General features: G+C 42.7%; 19 protein-coding genes. 14 read left to right on the forward strand and 5 right to left on the reverse strand.

All coding sequences use genetic code 11. The annotated features are described in order from the left end of the window. Positions 1-9 precede the first annotated feature (9 nt). Positions 10-792 carry a DUF3050 domain-containing protein gene (locus tag GO009_RS00415; RefSeq protein WP_163624176.1) on the reverse strand — a complete coding sequence of 261 codons (783 nt, stop codon included), beginning with the start codon at positions 790-792 and terminating at the stop codon, positions 10-12. Between the two features lie 31 nt (positions 793-823). Beyond that, positions 824-1,870 (reverse strand): ferrochelatase, encoded by a 1,047-nt coding sequence (gene hemH / locus GO009_RS00420; protein WP_163624177.1) that lies wholly within the window; start codon positions 1,868-1,870, stop codon positions 824-826. Positions 1,871-2,015: 145 nt separating this feature from the next. Between hemH and GO009_RS00425 the strand changes: the two genes are divergently transcribed. Further along, entirely contained in the window at positions 2,016-3,086 is a 1,071-nt protein-coding gene (locus GO009_RS00425; protein WP_163624178.1) for a mechanosensitive ion channel family protein, read from the forward strand. Beyond that, complete coding sequence (locus GO009_RS00430; RefSeq protein ID WP_163624179.1) at positions 3,076-3,927, forward strand: N-acetylmuramoyl-L-alanine amidase-like domain-containing protein; 852 nt, start codon at positions 3,076-3,078, stop codon at positions 3,925-3,927. The genes GO009_RS00425 and GO009_RS00430 overlap by 11 nt, the downstream gene beginning before the upstream one ends. Here GO009_RS00430 and GO009_RS00435 read toward each other — a convergent pair. After that, positions 3,913-4,668, reverse strand: coding sequence for a ThuA domain-containing protein (locus GO009_RS00435; protein ID WP_163624180.1), 756 nt, complete (start codon positions 4,666-4,668; stop codon positions 3,913-3,915). The genes GO009_RS00430 and GO009_RS00435 overlap by 15 nt on opposite strands. A gap of 11 nt (positions 4,669-4,679) precedes the next feature. Beyond that, a complete protein-coding gene (locus GO009_RS00440; RefSeq protein WP_163624181.1) occupies positions 4,680-5,558 on the reverse strand; it encodes an AraC family transcriptional regulator in 879 nt (292 codons plus the stop codon). Positions 5,559-5,768: 210 nt separating this feature from the next. Here GO009_RS00440 and hemA point away from each other — a divergent pair, with 210 nt between their 5' ends. The 12 genes from hemA (at position 5,769) to GO009_RS00495 (ending at position 16,569) form a co-directional block, all read left to right on the forward strand. Then, the gene (hemA, locus tag GO009_RS00445; protein WP_163624182.1) at positions 5,769-7,025 is read left to right on the forward strand and encodes a glutamyl-tRNA reductase; all 1,257 of its coding nucleotides are present in this window, start codon (positions 5,769-5,771) and stop codon (positions 7,023-7,025) included. After that, on the forward strand, positions 7,022-7,948 hold the full coding sequence (hemC, locus tag GO009_RS17480) for a hydroxymethylbilane synthase (protein ID WP_203532241.1): 927 nt from the start codon (positions 7,022-7,024) through the stop codon (positions 7,946-7,948). Before hemA ends, hemC begins: the two co-directional genes overlap by 4 nt. Beyond that, positions 7,926-8,591 carry a uroporphyrinogen-III synthase gene (locus GO009_RS17485; RefSeq protein ID WP_203532243.1) on the forward strand — a complete coding sequence of 222 codons (666 nt, stop codon included), beginning with the start codon at positions 7,926-7,928 and terminating at the stop codon, positions 8,589-8,591. The genes hemC and GO009_RS17485 overlap by 23 nt, the downstream gene beginning before the upstream one ends. A gap of 61 nt (positions 8,592-8,652) precedes the next feature. Then, positions 8,653-9,678, forward strand: a complete 1,026-nt coding sequence (hemE, locus tag GO009_RS00455) for a uroporphyrinogen decarboxylase (RefSeq protein WP_163624183.1) — start codon at positions 8,653-8,655, stop codon at positions 9,676-9,678. Beyond that, positions 9,675-10,166, forward strand: coding sequence for a hypothetical protein (locus GO009_RS00460; RefSeq protein ID WP_163624184.1), 492 nt, complete (start codon positions 9,675-9,677; stop codon positions 10,164-10,166). The genes hemE and GO009_RS00460 overlap by 4 nt, the downstream gene beginning before the upstream one ends. Next, positions 10,163-11,065 (forward strand): oxygen-dependent coproporphyrinogen oxidase, encoded by a 903-nt coding sequence (gene hemF / locus GO009_RS00465; protein WP_163624185.1) that lies wholly within the window; start codon positions 10,163-10,165, stop codon positions 11,063-11,065. Before GO009_RS00460 ends, hemF begins: the two co-directional genes overlap by 4 nt. A 28-nt stretch (positions 11,066-11,093) precedes the next feature. After that, positions 11,094-11,882, forward strand: coding sequence for a PhzF family phenazine biosynthesis protein (locus tag GO009_RS00470; protein ID WP_163624186.1), 789 nt, complete (start codon positions 11,094-11,096; stop codon positions 11,880-11,882). A 21-nt stretch (positions 11,883-11,903) separates the two neighbouring features. Continuing rightward, positions 11,904-12,893, forward strand: coding sequence for a porphobilinogen synthase (gene hemB / locus GO009_RS00475; protein WP_163624187.1), 990 nt, complete (start codon positions 11,904-11,906; stop codon positions 12,891-12,893). A gap of 13 nt (positions 12,894-12,906) precedes the next feature. Further along, positions 12,907-14,214, forward strand: a complete 1,308-nt coding sequence (locus tag GO009_RS00480) for a serine hydrolase (RefSeq protein WP_163624188.1) — start codon at positions 12,907-12,909, stop codon at positions 14,212-14,214. A 40-nt stretch (positions 14,215-14,254) separates the two neighbouring features. Next, positions 14,255-15,376, forward strand: a complete 1,122-nt coding sequence (locus tag GO009_RS00485; protein WP_163624189.1) for a CNNM domain-containing protein — start codon at positions 14,255-14,257, stop codon at positions 15,374-15,376. After that, positions 15,376-15,846: a methylated-DNA--[protein]-cysteine S-methyltransferase gene (locus GO009_RS00490; RefSeq protein WP_163624190.1), complete on the forward strand. Its 471-nt coding sequence runs from the start codon at positions 15,376-15,378 to the stop codon at positions 15,844-15,846. Before GO009_RS00485 ends, GO009_RS00490 begins: the two co-directional genes overlap by 1 nt. Before the next feature lie 9 nt (positions 15,847-15,855). Next, positions 15,856-16,569: a 3'-5' exonuclease gene (locus GO009_RS00495; RefSeq protein WP_163624191.1), complete on the forward strand. Its 714-nt coding sequence runs from the start codon at positions 15,856-15,858 to the stop codon at positions 16,567-16,569. Positions 16,570-16,878: 309 nt separating this feature from the next. On the opposite strand, the gene GO009_RS00500 is transcribed toward GO009_RS00495, so the two are convergent. Then, a complete protein-coding gene (locus GO009_RS00500; protein WP_163624192.1) occupies positions 16,879-19,074 on the reverse strand; it encodes a S8 family serine peptidase in 2,196 nt (731 codons plus the stop codon). Positions 19,075-19,225: the final 151 nt, after the last annotated feature.

Raw genomic sequence — 19,225 nt, forward strand, 5'->3', positions numbered from 1 at the left:
TGTTCAAAACTACAACGCATTCACCAAATTCCCTTTGTTCTCTTTCAGTTTTTCGGCAATACTGTCCCAAAACTCTATTCTGTATTGGAGCGCCTGCTTGCTGTATTCCAAAACATCGCCCCATTTTTGCTCATCGGAACCACAAAGGGCCTGAATCATTCGCATGGCCAAGGGACCATGTTCGTCCCCGTCCAATTCGATATGCCTTTTGAGATAATACTCCAGTTTTCTGTATTTGCCTGCTCCAGATTGTTCGATGATGCCCAAGAACATATCCGGAATCAGGTCTTCGCGACCAAAGGTAAACGCAGCAGCAATAAGATGTGGTTGTCCACTGTTGATGACCCCGAAGGTAAACTGCAAAAAGTTCTTTTCAGCCTGATGGAGTTCAGCCGTTTCAATTTGGCTTGAAATAGTCTTTAGATTCGTAAAAGATGAAATGATTGCTTCAGCTTTTTGGGTGTCAGCATCTACTTCTTCCATGGCATCCATGTACATCTCAAAATGACTTTTGGCCTCTCCTTTTTCATTGAAATCGCTCTCTTCTTCCAACACAATCTCATTGATGAAACGAGCCACGGACGTATCCCTAGCCGGATGCCAAGGTAGACCCACACAAGTTAAGTGCTGCTGCAAGGCTTTTAGGAGCGACATAAAATCCCATACCGCGTAGACATGACTCTCCATGAAGATTTTGATGTCCGTCACCGAATCCAATTGGGCATACAATGGATGGTTTTTGAGTTGCTCGCGCAGGGGTCGGAGCTCTTGCTCCATGTTTTCAATTTTCATAGCAGCTTTTATTCTCTTCTTTATACGGAGTTTAACGGATATTGGTTTCGGGCAATACATCTTTTTCTTCCCATTCCTTGATCCATTTGGCCATCAGTTCGGCCCAATCGTCACGGTCGTTCAAACATGGAATGTGGATGTAATCGCCTCCGCCTGCTTCTTGGAACTGCTCCTTCCCCTCCATGGCGATTTCCTCCAAGGTCTCCAAACAATCACTTACGAATGCCGGGGTGATTACCGCCAATTTTTTGATTCCTTTTTTACCAAATCTTTCAAACTCCTTATCTGTAAATGGCTGAAGCCAAGGGTCGCTCCCCAATCTGGATTGAAATGAGGTACTGACCTTGTCCTCTGGCAAGTTCAATTCTTTTTTAACCAACTCCGTAGTGTCGTAGCATTGATGGCGGTAACAGGTATGGTGTGCCACGGAATTGGTCTTGCAGCACTCCCCGTTCAGTTGGCAATGGAACTTGGTCGGGTCCGATTTTTTGATGTGCCTTTCGGGAATTCCGTGGTAGGAAAATAGGATGTGGTCGTAATCAAAACCTTTAAGGCCTTCGGCAATACTTTTTGATAATATTTTGATGTAATCGGGATTGCTGTAAAACGCTGGTAATGTAGTAATATGCATCTCTGGGAATTCCTGTTGTTGTACCTCCAACGCTTTCACCACCACCGTTTCGTAGGAAGACATGGCATAATGCGGGTACAAAGGCACCAAGAAAACCTCATCCACTCCTTTCTCCTTCAATTCTTGTAAACCTTCTTTAATGGACCCAGAACCATAACGCATCCCAAGGGCCACGGGAAGGTCCGTATGTTTTTGAACTTTTTCGGTGAATCTTTCGGAAAGGATGATTAAGGGGGAGCCTTCCTCCCACCAAATTTTGGAATAGGCCTCTGCGGATTTTTTGGGACGGGTATTTAAAATAATGCCCCGAACGATAATGTTTCTAAGCACGGGATTAACATCTATAACGCGTTCGTCCATCAAAAATTCATCCAAGTATGGCTTAACATCCTTGGCGGTAGGGCTATCCGGCGAACCCAAATTGACCAATAAAACTCCTTTTTTCACGGCTTTTCTATTTAGTCCGCTAAAATACAACACGAAGTGGACTTCGCCTTTTCCACATCAAAATACTTTCTTATGATGAAATAATGTTTCTCGATTTTGTTTAAGCAATATTCCCTACTTGAACTTTTCTATCTTATTTTTGGGTATGGAGTCTTTCTACGACAATGTTTCCAAGGAATCACTCATCTATTTGGGCATAGCACTGCTAGTGCTCATTATTCTCTATTGGGGTACATCAGTCCTAATGAAGCGTTTGGGCAAAAACCCAAAATATCTATTGCCCAAAAGTGCTTTTAAACGGTTGGCTCTTCCTCTCGTGTTGATTTTTATCTCGGTATTACTTCGAATGAAGGCCCTGCGTGATATTTTGAACTTGGAGGATGCAGCCTATTGGTTTAAAAAAGCAAGTACCATTCTCTTCATTTTTGCCATGGCATGGGTAATGATCGCTTTGCTCAAAATCATAAAAAAGGCAGTCATTCAAAATTATGACATTGGAGTCGCGGACAATTTAAAGGCACGAAAGGTCTATACCCAGTTCACTATTTTGGAACGTATTTTTATTTTCATCATAATTCTATTGGCCACTGGCTTTATGCTGATGAGTTTTGAAGAAATCCGCGAAGTGGGCATCAGTATTTTTGCCTCTGCGGGGGTTGCGGGAATCATTATTGGTTTTTCTGCACAACAATTTATAGGGACCATTTTAGCGGGAATTCAAATTGCAATTGCCCAGCCCATAAAACTGGATGATGTGGTAATCGTGGAAGGTGAATGGGGCCGCATCGAAGAAATTACGCTTACCTATGTAGTAGTGAGCATTTGGGACAAAAGGCGTTTGATCGTGCCCACGCCTTATTTTATAAACCAACCGTTCCAAAACTGGACCAAAACTTCCTCTGAACTGCTTGGGACCATATTTTTATATGTGGACTATAATGTTCCGTTTGATAAAATCCGGGAAGCACAAACAGAAATTTTAAACAATACGGATCTGTGGGACGGTAAGGTGAATGTGGTTCAAGTTACCGATACCAAACCCAATTATGTGGAGATTCGGTCCCTTGTAAGCGCCAAGGATTCGCCCACCGGTTGGGATTTACGGGTGCATGTACGTGAGAAGCTTATTGAATATTTACAAGAGAATTATCCAGAAAGCATTGCTAGAACCACCCGATTGACGGTTGAACATAAAAATGATAATAATGAAGAATAAGATAGTTGCTGTTTTTTTGATGTTGGCATCCTATGCCCATGCCCAGCAAATCACATGCTCTCCCGAGGACAAGTCGATTTTTGAGACCAAAATCTCCGATTTGGAAAAAACCAAGGCAGCTAATTTAGGAGATACTATTTCTTTGGTAGGGCAGTCTTTTTTGGGGACTCCCTACGTGGAAAAAACGCTTGAGGTCGGCGACACGGAAACCTTGGTAGTCAATTTTGGTGGATTGGATTGTACCACTTTTGTGGAAAACGTACTGGCTTTTAGCATCATGTTAAAAAAACAGCAGAAAGATTTTCAAAATTTCACTGAAAACTTGGAAACCGTTCGGTATAGAAATGGGAATTTAGAAGGGTACCCCTCTCGTCTACATTACTTTACGGAATGGATTCGCAACAACGAGAAAAAAGGGCTGGTAGAGGACATCACTGCCGAACTGGGTGGCGTGGAGCTGGAAAAACCCATCAATTTTATGGGGACGCACCGCAATCTGTATCCATTTTTGGCCAGTGATGAAAATTTTGAGGCTATGCTGGCGGTGGAAAAAGAAATCGCCAAGGAAAAATTGTGCTATCTGCCACAGGATCAAATCGAAAGCAAGGAACACCTCATCAAGTCGGGGGACATTCTTGCCTTGGCCACCTCCATTAAAGGTTTGGACGTCACCCACACGGGAATCGCCATCCATCAACCGGACGGCAGATTGCATTTATTGCACGCCTCCAGCAAAAATGGTGAAGTGGAAATCTCCGAATTGCCCTTGGCGGATTATCTGAAAAATATCAAAAGTAATATTGGAATCATAGTGGCAAGACCGACCTTACTTTCGTTTTAGGCACCACTCAATGGCTCCCAAAAGATGCTGGCGAAACATAGGTTCATCATACGACTCTTCGGTATGACCTCCTGCGGTGTAAAAAGCCCTTCCACCATCAAACTCGTGATACCACGCAATAGGATGGTTGGAGCCGTTGGTTCCGCCTTCGTAAGTGGTCTCGTCCAAATTGAGCAAAACAGTAACGTCTGGATTTAAATCCTTAAAGTTGTACCACTCATCTGTTCTAGTCCAGGAATCTTGTAAGTGCTCCGTGGACGGATGCGCCTTGCTCACCACATCAATTTTTGCCTGCCGGACGTTGGGGTCGTTGGGATGGCTCACAAAATAACCCCCTACCAACTTTCCGTACCAAGGCCAATCATATTCGGTGTCTGACGCTGCATGAACCCCTAAAAAAGCACCCCCTCCTTTGATATACGCTTCAAATGCTCTTTGCTGTGCATCGTTCAATACGTCCAAAGTTGTATTCAAAAACACCACCAATTTATAGTTTTGAAGGTTTTGGGAAGTAAAGTCTTCACCTGACTCGGTTTGCAAAGCAACAAAGCCATTTTGTCTGCCAAGTTCTCTTAGCGTTTGCACTCCTTTTTCAATGGATTTATGTCTCCAGCCTTCGGTTTTGGTAAATACCATCACCAATTCCGGCATTTTTACATTTTCATCTTCTTTTTCGGGTTCCTCTTGGGCACAGGCACAAACTACAAAGCAAAAAGTTAGTAACAGGACAGTAAATCTCATAGTCATAGGTTTTAGACGTTTGAAGTTAAGTATTTTTTTGGTGTAGTGCCGAACTTCTTTTTAAAGGAAGCAATAAAATGACTGGCGGTACTGTACCCCACTTTCAACCCAACTTCGTTCACATTGTGTTTGCCCGTTTCCAACATTTTGCGGGCATATTCCATTTTATAATCGAACAAGAATCCAAAAACGGAATCCCCATAGATTTGTTTGAAGCCTTCTTTCAATTTTTTAAGGCCCAACCCCACTTCTTGCGATAATTCGGCCAAGGTTGGCGGCTCCGCCATGCGGGAAATCATAATTTCCTTGGCCATCCTAATCCGGCGCACATTGTCCTCATCTGCCAAATAAGGGCATTGTTCCAAATCGGCATCTTCTGTTTTGTTGAAATACAGGGAAATCAATTCGTATACCTTGCCTTTCAAGTACAATTTTTTGATGGATGGATGAAGGTTGAAATTCATCAACTGGCTCAATACAACTGCTGTTGCTGGTGACACCATTTCTTGGGAATAATACTTTTTCTCCTTGTTTTCCTCACTCAAAAATGGAATGTAATCCGCTTCATCGGAAAACAAAGAATGGAATTTTCTGATGGTCATCACCACCGAGAGCAGCCAAGACCCTGGCGACACCACTAAATCGAGCGGTAAATCTTTTTGGGTATTATAAAGTAACAAAGAGTTTTCCTCGTTCACCTCCAAATAATAGTTGCCCTCGTTAAAATTAAATTTTGACCTCCCCTTTAAACAAAAGTGAAATTGAATGTAGGAACTGTCAATATCCCGTGCTATCAGTTTTGGTTCTTGGGTATCGTTCTGGATTTTGAGGATGTAAATCCCGTCCTCGACCCAAATTTCGTCATACGAACCTCTAGCGATATTTTTCATGTTTGTTTTCAACCTGATCTCGTTTTTTACTTAATTTAGAATCGCTCTAAATTGTGTTGTATGCCATCAAATTTATCAATAATAACAATGCTTTCCATCATTTTCATCAAAAAAATGACATAAAATAACAGTAACAGTTATTTATAGTTCCGCTAGCGTTATTTTTTGACCTATAACCCTATTATTTTTGTCCTGCGATTTATATCCTTTATGAGGAACTACCATATTTCAAAACATAATTCCTTCTACGCCATTGGGTTGAGTTACAAGAAGGCGGATGCAGAGGTTAGAGGAAAATTCAGTCTGGATGTTCCTGCCATTGACCATATCTTGGGCAAGGCCAAGGAAATTGGCGTTGATGGTCTTTTGGCCATTTCCACCTGCAATAGAACCGAGCTTTACGGTTTTGCACAACATCCCTATCAACTTATAAAACTCCTTTGCGACCAAACCCATGGTACCGTCGAAGAATTTCAAGAAGTTGCCTATGTGTACAAAAACCATGATGCCATTTCGCACATGTTTAAAGTAGGTACTGGTCTTGACAGTCAGATTTTGGGGGATTTTGAAATCATTAGCCAAATAAAACAAGGATTTTATCGTGCTAAGAAACATGATATGGCCAATCCGTTCTTGGAGCGTTTGTGCAATGCTGTGATTCAGGCCAGCAAACGTATCAAAAACGAAACGGAACTATCATCTGGCGCTACATCGGTCGCATTTGCTTCGGTAAAATATATTTTGGACAATGTTGATGATATTTCCAACAAGAATATTTTATTGTTCGGAACGGGGAAAATTGGGAGAAACACTTGTGAAAACCTGGTGAAGCACTCCGACAATTCCCACATTACCTTGATCAACAGAACCCGGGAAAAAGCAGAGGACATTGCGGGCAAGTTCCAATTGATCGTAAAGGATTATGGCGATCTGCAAACCGAAATCCGCAAGGCCGATATTCTGGTCGTAGCTACGGGAGCGCAGTTGCCCACGGTTTCCAAGGCCTTGATCTATACTAAAAAACCGTTGTTGATCTTGGATTTATCCGTTCCCAAAAACGTATCGGACGATGTGAAGGAACTGGACAACGTGACCTTGGTGCATTTAGATCAACTTTCACAGATCACAGATGAGACCTTGGCCAAAAGAAAAGAATACGTTCCGAAAGCGGAAGCGATCATAGAAAAAGTAAAAAAGGATTTCCTAAAATGGTTGGAAACTCGAAAGTTTGCCCCAGTGATTAATGCACTCAAGGACAAACTAAACACCATGAAGACCGAAGAAATCGATTTTCAGACCAAAAAGATTGAGGGGTTTGACCAAATACAGGCGGAAATCATCTCGGACCGAATCATCCAAAAAATCACCAAGCAGTTTGCCAACCACTTAAAGAGCAACGAGGTGGATACCGAAGATAGTCTGGAGCTTATCCAAAAGGTTTTTCAGCTAGAACTACATTCCAAATGAGCAAAATAATCCGCATTGGAACCCGCGACAGCGAATTGGCGCTGTGGCAAGCTACCACCGTGCAACAAAAGCTGGAAGCCCTCGGGTATGACACCATTTTGGTCCCCACCAAATCTTTGGGAGACCAAGTGCTGGACAAGCCGCTTTACGAGCTGGGTGTTACGGGGATCTTTACCAAGGCCCTGGATGTTGCCCTGCTCAAAGGAGATATTGATATTGCAGTACATTCCATGAAAGATGTGCCCACGCAACTGCCTAAGGGAATTGTGCAGGTGGCCGTTTTGGAACGCGCCATCACTCACGATATTTTGGTGCACAAAGGGTCCAATTTTTTGGAAACCGATCAACCTGCCACCATAGCCACGGGAAGTTTACGCCGAAAAGCCCAATGGTTGAACAAATATCCCAACCACAAAGTGGTCGACCTTAGGGGAAACGTGAATACCCGACTGCTCAAATTAATCGAAAACGATTGGCAAGGGGCCATTTTTGCCCAGGCCGGATTGGAACGGATAAAACTATTGCCCAAAGATGCCATTCAATTGGATTGGATGGTTCCCGCACCAGCGCAAGGTGCCATGTTGGTCGTAGCCAAAGAAGAAGATGATTTTACCAGAGAAGCATTGGGCAAACTCAACCATCCCGAAACCGAAATGTCCACAACCATTGAACGTGCATTTTTACGCACCTTGGAAGGTGGTTGTACCGCACCCATCGGTGCTTTGGCACAAATAAAAGACCAAACGGTTCATTTTGAAGGCGTTGTTTTCTCCTTGGATGGCAAACAGAAAATCGACATCAAAAAAGAAGCAAAACTCTCCAATACCAAAGACCTTGGTAAAACTAGTGCCGAAGAAGTGTTGCAAAAAGGAGGCGATAAATTGATGCAAGAAATCAGAAATGAAAACAGTGCTCTCCACTAAAATATTGACCCCTTCACAAAAGGAGCTTTTTCTAAATTCTGGTTTGGGTTTGGTGGAGTACGATGCCTTGAAAATCGAGTCGCGGGACGTGAAGATTCCTTTCAATTACACCAACTATATTTTTACCAGCAAGAATGCCGTAAAGGTATTTTTGAATCAATCCGAAGGTATGGACAAATCAGAGTTCCGTGCCTATTGTGTTGGCGAAAAAACCAAAGCACTTTTGGAAGAAAATGGTGTAAAAGTGGTTAAAATGGCCGAATATGCATCAGAATTGGGTAAAATCCTCATCAAAAACCACAAAAATGAAGCATTTATCTTTCTTTGTGGCAACAAGAGAAGAGATGATCTTCCTGATACTTTGACGAAAAATAACGTTCAGTATAAAGAGTTAGAGGTATATCATACCCATCTAAATCCAAAGAAGTTTCAAAGGGATTTTGATAGTATTTTGTTCTTCAGCCCCAGTGGCATCCGAAGTTATCTCTTGGAAAACTCTTTAGGGACCAGCATCTTGTTCTGTATTGGGGAAACCACGGCCAATGAAGCTAGAAAGCATTCTAAAAATATAATTATTGCCAACAAACCAACCGTGGAAAATGTGTTGGTGCAGGCGATAAAAGAAATGTCATTCCGCACTTGATGCGGAATCCAAAAGAAATAGAAAAGAGTCCTGTCTTCACAGGAATGACAAATTAAAATCTATGATAAAAAACGACTTGTTCCTAAAAGCTTTAAAAGGTGAAACCGTTGAACGTCCACCCGTATGGATGATGCGACAGGCGGGGCGCTATTTGCCCGAGTTTATGGAACTCCGTAAAAAATATGATTTCTTTACCCGTTGCCAGACCCCAGAATTGGCTTCTGAGATTACCGTACAGCCCATTCGCCGATACGGAATGGATGCCGCTATTTTGTTCAGCGATATTTTGGTGGTTCCACAAGCCATGGACATCGAAGTGCAGATGAAACCGAATTTTGGACCTTACCTGCCAAAACCTATCCGTTCGCAAGATGATTTGGACAAAGTAATCGTGCCTGACATTCAGGACACATTGGGTTATGTAATGGATGCCATTACTATGACGAAGGAAAAGTTGAACGACGAAGTCCCTTTGATCGGGTTTGCAGGTTCTCCTTGGACATTGCTTTGTTACTGTGTCGAAGGCCAGGGAAGCAAGAGTTTTGACAAGGCCAGGGGATTTTGCTTTACCCAGCCGGAAGCTGCACACGAATTGCTCCAAAAAATAACGGATACCACCATCGCCTACCTTAAAGCAAAGGTTAAAGCTGGCGTAAATGCAGTTCAGGTTTTTGATTCTTGGGGTGGGATGCTTTCGCCTCAGGATTATCAAGAATTTTCTTGGAAATACATTCAACAGATCGTGGATGCGTTGAAAGACGAAGCACCCGTAATCGTTTTTGGAAAAGGATGCTGGTTTGCGTTGAAAGAAATGGCCAACTCCGGGGCTTCCGCAGTAGGTGTGGATTGGACGTGTTCCCCCAAAAATGCAAGGTACTTGACAGGTGGCAATGTTACCCTTCAAGGCAATTTTGATCCTGCCCGATTGCTTTCACCGCCAGAGAAAATCAAGGAAATGGTGACTCAAATGATTCGTGATTTTGGCAAGGATAAATATATTGTAAACTTGGGTCACGGTATTTTGCCGCACATTCCCGTAGAACACGCAAAAGCATTTATTGATGCGGTAAAAGAGTATCAAGAGTGAACCTTTTTGCAGTACTGAAACGGGTTGATTTTAAAAATATACTGAAAGTTATTTTTATAGGACTGAGCCGTCCTCACTTTATATGGCCAACCATTAAGGCAACCAAGGAATGCATCGCCATATCGACCGATAATTATGGGAAACTGCATCATAAAAATGGTCCTGCCAATGCATTTAGACACGCCTTTTGGAATTATTTGATTGCCAAACGGTGTTTTAAATGGCAGCAAAATGAGGAAACCGTTTTGGCGTGGGCCAAAAAAGTGACCGATTGGCACGAGGATTCATTTCCGAACAAAAAATTGCCAAGGGAAATGGATTTGCACAATAATGAAGTGGGGCGCTTCATTTTTGAGCAAAATACAGATAAATCAGAGCAAGAAGTCATCGAGCTATTGAAGCAAATGACTTTGGAATCCATCAAAATTAATGAGAACAGCATACTTTCTGAATACAAAAACCGAATGGTACATATTTTGGAACAATGAAAGATAAATTTTACAGATACATTCAACAACTACAGGACAGCATTACCTCCAAACTGGAAGAAATGGACGGAACCGCCAAGTTTCAACAAGATTTTTGGGAACGTGAAGAAGGTGGCGGTGGCAGGACACGCGTCATTGAAAATGGGGCCGTATTTGAAAAAGGTGGCGTAAACATTTCAAAAGTTCATGGGCCCTTGCCCAAAAGCATGCAAAATTACTTTGGTGTGGAGGATGTGGATTTCTTTGCCTGTGGCCTCAGTTTGGTCATTCATCCCAAAAGTCCAATGGTACCCACCGTACACGCCAACTGGCGGTATTTTGAGATGTACGACAAGGAGGGTAAAATCGTAGATCAATGGTTTGGTGGCGGACAGGACCTTACCCCCTATTATTTGTTCGAGGAAGATGCAATCCATTTTCATACGATTTGTAAAAAAGCCTGCGATGCTCACAACCCAGAATTTTATCCTGACTACAAAAAGAAATGCGACAACTATTTTTGGAACGCACATCGAAACGAAGCCCGCGGGGTAGGTGGATTATTCTTCGATTATTGCAAAGCAACCGAAAAAACAAGTATGGAAGACTGGTACAATTTTGTGACGGAGGTCGGGGATAGTTTTTTGGATGCCTACGCGCCTATTGTTGAGAAAAGAAAAGACCTTCCCTACTCCAAAGAGCAGCGTGACTGGCAAGAAATTAGACGGGGCCGTTATGTGGAGTTCAACCTGGTGCACGATAAGGGCACCCTGTTTGGCCTCAAAACCAATGGCCGTATCGAAAGTATTTTGATGAGTTTACCGCCTCACGTACAATGGCGATATGACCATCATCCTGAAAAAGGAAGTGAGGAAGAGCAATTGTTAGCAGTGCTGCAAAATCCAAAAAATTGGGTTTAATCCGTAGCTTTGCCTTGAAACCAAGCCTATGAGACAGAAAATTTACCAAATAGATGCGTTTACCAGCCAGACATTCGGCGGTAACCCAGCCTCGGTCTGCATTTTGGATTCGTGGTTGAGTCCAGAATTGATGCAAAAAATTGCCCAAGAGAACAATTTGGCCGAAACCGCCTTCGCCGTCAAAAAAGACGACCAATATGACATTCGCTGGTTTACGCCCGAAGTGGAAGTGGACCTTTGCGGACACGCGACACTGGCAACTGCCTTTGTACTCTTTCATTTTTATGAATTTGATGAAAATACCATTCAGTTTTATTCAAACCGAAGTGGAAACCTCACCGTGAACAAGGCGGACAATGGTTGGTTGACTTTGGATTTTCCAACCGATAATCTGATTGCCATTCAAAATATTGAAGAGTTGGATACGGCCATCGGGCAAGCCCCGATAAAAACCCTGAAAGGCAAAACAGATTATATGATGGTTTATCAATCACAAAAGGAAATAGAAGCTTTGGAACCCAACCATCATTTGCTTGGAAAATTGGATGTTCGTGGCGTTATCGTAACCGCACCAGGGGACGAAGTGGATTTTGTTTCCCGTTTTTTTGCCCCCGCTTGCGGCATTCCCGAAGACCCGGTGACCGGTTCCGCCCACACTTCGTTATCGCCATATTGGTCCGAAGTTTTCGACAAAACCAAAATGACGGCCAAACAACTTTCCCAACGAGGAGGTGATTTGGTCTGCGAATATTTGGGCGAACGAGTGAAGATTTCAGGAAAAGCTGCACTTTATTTAACTGGTGAAATCGATATTTGATTTCAGCTTAAAACAAAAAATATGTACCCACTCATACGAAACAGAAGACTCCGCGCATCCGAATCCATTAGAAGATTGGTTCGGGAAACCACCTTGACCCCAGATGACTTTCTGGTACCTTTATTTGTTACCGAAGGAAAAGAAGTCAAGGAAGAAATACCTTCCATGCCCAACTATTTTAGGTTGAGTTTGGACAATTTGGAGAAAGAAGTGAAGGAACTCTGGAAAATGGGACTTTGCTCCGTGCTTCTTTTTGTAAAGGTCGATGATAAACTGAAGGACAACAAAGGAACCGAGGCCCTGAATCCCAATGGTTTGATGCAGCGTGCCATAAAAACCGTAAAAAATGCCTGTCCACAAATGTTGGTGATGACCGATGTGGCTCTGGACCCATTTTCATCTTATGGACACGACGGTATTGTGGCCGAAGGGCAAATCCTGAACGATGAAACTGCAGAGGTTCTGGCTGAAATGAGCGTATCCCACGCGAAGGCAGGCGCCGATTTTGTAGCACCCAGCGATATGATGGACGGCAGAATACTCACCATTCGCGAAGCTTTGGAGGACGAAGGTTTCATCAATACGGGGATTATGGCCTATTCCGCCAAATACGCCAGCGCATTTTACGGGCCTTTCCGCGACGCTCTTGACTCCGCACCAGTTGACATTGCCAATGTACCCAAGGACAAAAAGACTTATCAAATGGATTATGCCAATCGGTATGAAGCCATCAAGGAAACTCAAATGGACATTGACGAAGGTGCCGATATCGTCATGGTAAAACCCGGATTGTGCTATTTGGACATTGTTCGAGAAATCAAAAATGAGGTCGAAGTGCCCGTTGCCGTATATCAAGTTTCTGGCGAGTATGCCATGGTCAAAGCTGCCGCGGAAAAAGGTTGGTTGGACCACGATGCCGTGATGTTGGAACAACTTACGGCCATTAAAAGGGCTGGTGCGGATATTATTGCCAGTTATTTTGCGAAGGATTTTATCCGAACTTTGGGATAAACCTTACACCAAAATGAAAAAACTAGCAGTTTCATTGTTCTTCATCACTTTAGTGATACCTTTTGGGTTTGCCCAACGAGAGCTTATACACGCTTATCCCTCCAAATTAGGGCTCGATGAGGCTTACATCAACCAAAAGGTGGATTCCATTATGGAAATGGGTATCGATAGTTTGGCTTTTCCCGGGGCACAGCTCTTGGTGGCCAAGAACGATACCGTTATTTTCCACAAAGCTTATGGCTTCCACACCTACGACAGCATTCAACCCGTGGCCTTGAACGATCTATACGATTTGGCCTCGGTTACCAAAATTTCGGGGCCCTTGCCTGCCCTGATGAAGTTGGTGGACGAAGGCAAGCTAGACCTAGATAAACCATTCAGTACATATTGGGACCCATGGAAGCGAAGAAAGGACAAAAAAGACCTAACGCTTCGCGAGATTTTGGCGCATCAGGCTGGTTTGGTGCCCTACATCGTTTTTTTGCAGAAGGTGCTACGGAAGAATGGTAAAATCAAAAGACGCTTTGTTCGGAATTTTTCCCATAAAAGATTTGAAGGACAAGTGTATGATGGGCTCTACATCAACAATCGTTTTGAGCGAAAAATGAACCGAATCATTAACCGCTCCGAAGTTTCAGATGAGAAGAAATACAAATATTCCGGGCTTACGTTTCTCATCTTTCCAAGTTTGATAGAACAGCTCACAGGAACCGACTATCAAACGTATTTGGATGAAAATTTCTATCAACCTTTAGGTTGTCATACCTTGGGATACCTGCCCAAAGAAAACAACTACGTGAACGCCATTGTGCCCACCGAAATGGATTCACTCTTCCGAAAAACGGTGGTAAAAGGTTGGGTGCACGACGAAAATGCTTCGCTCAAAGGCGGAGTTTCGGGCAATGCAGGGTTGTTCGGAACAGCTGATGATCTGGCCAAATTGATGCTCTTTTATCAAAATTATGGCGAGGTAGATGGCCAACAGCTCATTTCGGCTGAAACGGTAAAGGAATTCACCAAAGTGCAATATCCCGAAAATGAAAATCGTCGGGGATTGGGCTTCGACAAACCTTTGCTGGATAATGCCGAACTCCCATTGGAAGAGGCCTACCCCTCTCCTTTGGCAAGTCCCAAAAGTTTTGGGCACTCGGGTTTTACGGGAACTTTTGTGTGGGCCGACCCGGAAAACAAGTTGGCCTTTATTTTTCTATCCAACAGAGTCTATCCTTCTAGGGACCATCGTCAATTGTACAATTTAAATATTCGAACGGCGCTTCAGGATATTTTCTATAAAGCTGGGGGATTAAACGTTCAAAATTGATTCCTATTCCCTATCTTGGTACTAAAGATTCTACCATTTTATGGGACTACTTATATTTTACGCCCTTATTTCCATTTTCTTCTCATTTCTTTGCTCCATTTTGGAGGCGGTTCTATTGAGCGTCACACCCACTTTTATCAATATAAAAAAGCAAGAGGGTAAAGATTATGCAAGCTCTCTGGAAAAGCTTAAAAAGGATGTTGATAAACCTTTGATCGCCATTCTCACCCTAAACACCATTGCGCATACCGTTGGTGCCATTTTGGTAGGGGTACAGGCAAAAGTTGCTTATGCTGAAATGTATGGATCTACAAAACGAAGCTTTTTTGGGATGGCCTTTACCGAAGATCTTATGGTCGGTATTGTCTCTACCCTGATGACCATATTGATTTTGGTCGCCTCAGAAATCATTCCAAAGACCATTGGAGCGACCTTTTGGAAGCAACTGGCCAACTTTACCAGCAAAGCACTGAACATTATGGTATTTGTGCTTAAATGGACGGGGTTGCTATGGTTGTTGCAGCTTTTCACCAAATTGGTGGGTGCAAAAGCCGAACATGGCAGTGTGTTGAATCGGGAGGATTTTAGTGCTATGACCGAAATTGCCCATGAAGAAGGTGTGTTCAAGGAATCGGAATCGAAAATGATCAAAAACCTACTTTATTTTGATGAGATCTTGGCACGTGATGTAATGACCCCAAGAACTGTAATGAAAGTGGCATCCGAAGACACTACCATAAAGAAGTTTTTTGAAAAAAACAGACCCTTGCGCTTTTCAAGAATTCCGTTGTACAAAGATCGGATGGACAACATTACGGGCTTCTTTTTAAAAGATGAGTTGTTGGAAGCCATCATCAATAAAAAGGGGAATGAAAAATTATCTACGATCAGAAGGGAAATACTGGTAACAAATCGTAGTAAGTCCATAAATGACCTTTTCAAAAAGTTTGTACAGAAAAGAGAACATATTTCTTTGGTAGTGGACGAGTATGGTTCGGTAAGCGGATTGGTTACTATGGAAGATGTGATCGAAACCTTGCTCGGATTGGAGATTATGGACGAAAGCGACAATGTGGAAAACCTACAAACACTCGCCAGAAAAAACTGGGAAACTCGTGCAAAGCGACTGGGAATTATTGAAGGTGAGAATGAAATAGAGTAATGGAAACTGCTTATATACAGACTCCTATTGGAACAGCAGAGTTAAAAGGTGATGCAAATGGCCTTGCATCTATCTCTGTTTTGAACAATAATAAACCACATGGTATAGTTCCTGATACTTTACAGGATGCTGCCCAGCAATTTCAAGAATATTTTGATGGAGACCGAAAGGTATTCAACCTTAAATTAAACCCTTCGGGCACCGAATTTCAGAAGAGAGTTTGGGATGCCCTTTTAAAAATACCTTTTGGAAAAACCATTTCTTATTTGGAACTTTCCAAACAACTAGGCGATGTAAAAGCCATTCGTGCAGTAGCCTCGGCCAATGGCAAAAATCCACTTTGGATTGTGGTTCCCTGTCATCGTGTAATCGGAACCAACGGAGACCTCACAGGATATGCAGGTGGACTGCATAGAAAAAAATGGTTATTGGAACACGAGAGTCCTGCCAAGCAGACGACTCTTTTTTAATTGGCTGCCATGCTTTATAAACTTAACCTGGAGCATATCCTTTTTTTGGATATCGAGACCGTACCCCAACAACAACATTTCACCGATTTGGATGAAACTGCCCAGCTATTATGGGAACAAAAAACGCAGTACCAGCGCAAAGAAGAGTTCACGCCCGAAGAATTTTACGACCGAGCCGGTATTTGGGCCGAGTTTGGGAAAATCGTTTGTATCTCTGTGGGTTATTTTGTCCATAAAGGTGATGTAAGAAGTTTTAGGGTCACTTCCTTTCACGGCAAAGAAATCGAAATCCTTAAACAGTTCAAACATTTGCTTAAAGATCATTTTAGCCAGGTTAAGCATCTTTTGTGTGCTCACAATGGCAAAGAGTTCGATTTTCCCTATATCGCCCGCAGAATGGTGATAAACGGCATCAATCTACCCTACAAACTAGATTTATTCGGTAAAAAACCTTGGGAAGTTCCTCATTTGGATACCATGGAACTCTGGAAGTTTGGCGACTACAAACATTACACCTCCTTAAAACTGTTGGCACATGTGCTGGGCATTCCATCTCCCAAAGATGATATGGATGGCAGTATGGTAAAAGATGTGTTTTATATGGAAAACGATATTGATAGAATCATCAGGTATTGTGAATTGGACGTGGTTACAACTGCACAAGTATTCTTACGGTTACGAAATGAAGAACTTCTGACCGATAGCGAGATCAAGAAGATTTGAAATCGGATGTCAGATATCAAATTTAAGGACTTGGACATCTTAAGCGATGATTGTCAGTCTGAGCGCGCCTACCGGGCAGGGAGCGAAGAATCTATTGTTCATCGGTCATTAATAACTGTAAAATGTTCTGACACGAATTCCACCAATTATCACGAAACTAATCTTAAAATTTGAGATGATACCTAGTCTTGATTTATTGGTTCTCTGCTGTTGGACAGGGAGCGAAGAATCTCGTCATGCTGAACTCGTTTCAGCATCTCATCATAAAATGTGTGACCCTGAAATAAATTCAAGGTGACGGGAATTCAATCAGTTCTTATAAAACTTCGTGCTTTTGATTCCCGAGTAATCCTGAACCACCAGTACATACAATCCAGAAGACAAAGAGGACACATTGATGGAACCTTCGGTCTTTCCTTTTTTAATCACGTTGCCAGAAGTGGTCACGATGGAGAACTCCGCATCTTTGGACAAATCCGCCTCCACGTTTAAATAATCAACAGCGGGATTCGGATAAATGGTTATGTTCAATTCCTGAGGGACAAACATCGGGGTATTTTGTATCAGCACTGTTTCTTCTCCTTTAAACTCAAACGCAATGGTCTCAGAGAATTCGGACACGACATTCTCGGTACAGATAGAACGAACACGGGCTTCGTACACTTTGCCTTCTTCCAAAGCGGTAAGCTCAAAGTTATTTTCCCAAATCAATTCACTTTCCCAATTGTCTGTATCAACGCTCTTGTATTGCACTTCAAATAACGTTTCTTCAGCATCGCCCCAAGAAATGGTTGTGCCCTCGTTGGAGGATCCTTCCAAATCCACATCCGAAGGAGGTGCTATGGAACAATTGGACACTTGTGCCCCGGAAACAATCAAGGAAAAATCTTGAAGACCATTTTTTAACCCACCCTTGTGCGAAATAGTAATGGTGTAAGCACCTGTTGCATTTTCTACTTCAATACGTTCAAAAGGATCAACCGTATTATCCCCTTTAATAGCGGAGTCGTTGGCCTTGGCAGGGTTCAATTTCCATGGAAAATGGGTTTCTCCGTCCTTGGTGATTCTAATATCCAAATCGTTCATCAAAGCGGCTCGGGTACTGTTAAGCTCTCCTCGGTTTATGTATTCCGATTCAGGGTCTGTCCAAGATATGGAAGCCATCAATGGTTCATTTTCCATGGCCAAAACCGTTATGGAGTAGGTTTCTCCGTCTGATAGCGTTTCTTCGTTTATCAAGGTGGTGTATTCTTTATTCTGAAGCACCTCTGCCGCAGATTTGGCATTCATTATACCCCAACCCATTTTATAATCCGGTCCTTTGGCATCCACATCATCGGCAGTGTGAAGCGCAAGTCCTTTTAAGGTAGCCGCTTTCATATAGGAACCAAAAAGCTCTTCGTAATACTGTTGCAACAACAAAAGTGAGCCTGTAACCCCAGGGGCCGCCATGGAAGTCCCGGCAGACACCTGATAACTACTATTGGTGGTCGAACTTGTGGAAAGAATATCTCCTCCATCTCCTGCCAAGTCTGGTTTTATGCGACCGTCATCTACCGGTCCAAAGCTGCTATATCCCGCAACCGATGCTTTTTTTAAATCACCGTTGCCATCAATTTCCGTGTTGGCACCGGCAATGGTCAATCCGTTTTTGGTTGTGGTAAAGCCCAATAAAAGATCAAAGCCATCGGCGGTTTTACCAAAATTTGGTGTTTCGTTATCATAAGATTTTTGTGCGTTCCCCGCTGCTGTCACCATTAGGTAATAAGGAGCATTGTACATGATCCTGTCCCAGTCCTGGGTTACTTTAATATAGGCGCCAAAATACCAATCTGGCACCCTATCGGACAAAATTCCGTAGGAATGATTGCTCAACAAAAGTCCATTGGCAGCGGCCTCTGCCACTTCAATTTTATCGCGGCTCCAATCGTGGGTCAAGGCTTGTGCCCCATAGGCAGCACCTTTGGCACTGGGTTCCACACCGGCAGAAATAAGGTTACCTGTTACCAAAGTGGCATGCAGACTTATCTCATCGGCATTATCGGCATTCTTTGCCCTGGTATCAAACTCCTGATGAGAGGACAAAGCCACACCGGAATCCCAAACACCAACTTCCATGCCCCTACCTGTTAAACCTAAATTTAGCAGTCCTTTATCATAAAGTGTATGAGCCCTTGAAGTTTGGGATGCGTAATCGTTTAAGGTAGTATAGTAAAGAGGCGTTCCATCGGTACCAATATCCTTTAAAGCTATTTGTGTACCGCTATTGTTTTTTTCTGAAGCTATAAGTCCTTTGAACTTTATCAGATCGCCTATTTTTTTAAGCTTGGACTGGTGTTCAATTTCCATTTCGGAAATAAAAGAGGATATTTTCCCTTGGTCGTAGGAAAAACGAATTTGCTCTTTTGCACTTTTGGATTGGGCAAATATGGTAACTACGCCTAGAAGCGAAAATAAAAAGGAGAAAATTACTCCCTTAACCCCTATAGGAAAACGATAGTCCATAATTGAGTTTATGGTAAGATTTGGACTACGAATATATAGCGATATGTGCCATTTATCGATAAAATTCCTACTTTATTCGATGAAATGCATAGCGTTTTACTTCTTTCTGTTGTGAAAATTCACTTTTACGTGGTGTAATTTTTTTCTCACA

The organism is Allomuricauda sp. TY007, assembly GCF_010468565.1.
GTDB lineage: Bacteria > Bacteroidota > Bacteroidia > Flavobacteriales > Flavobacteriaceae > Flagellimonas.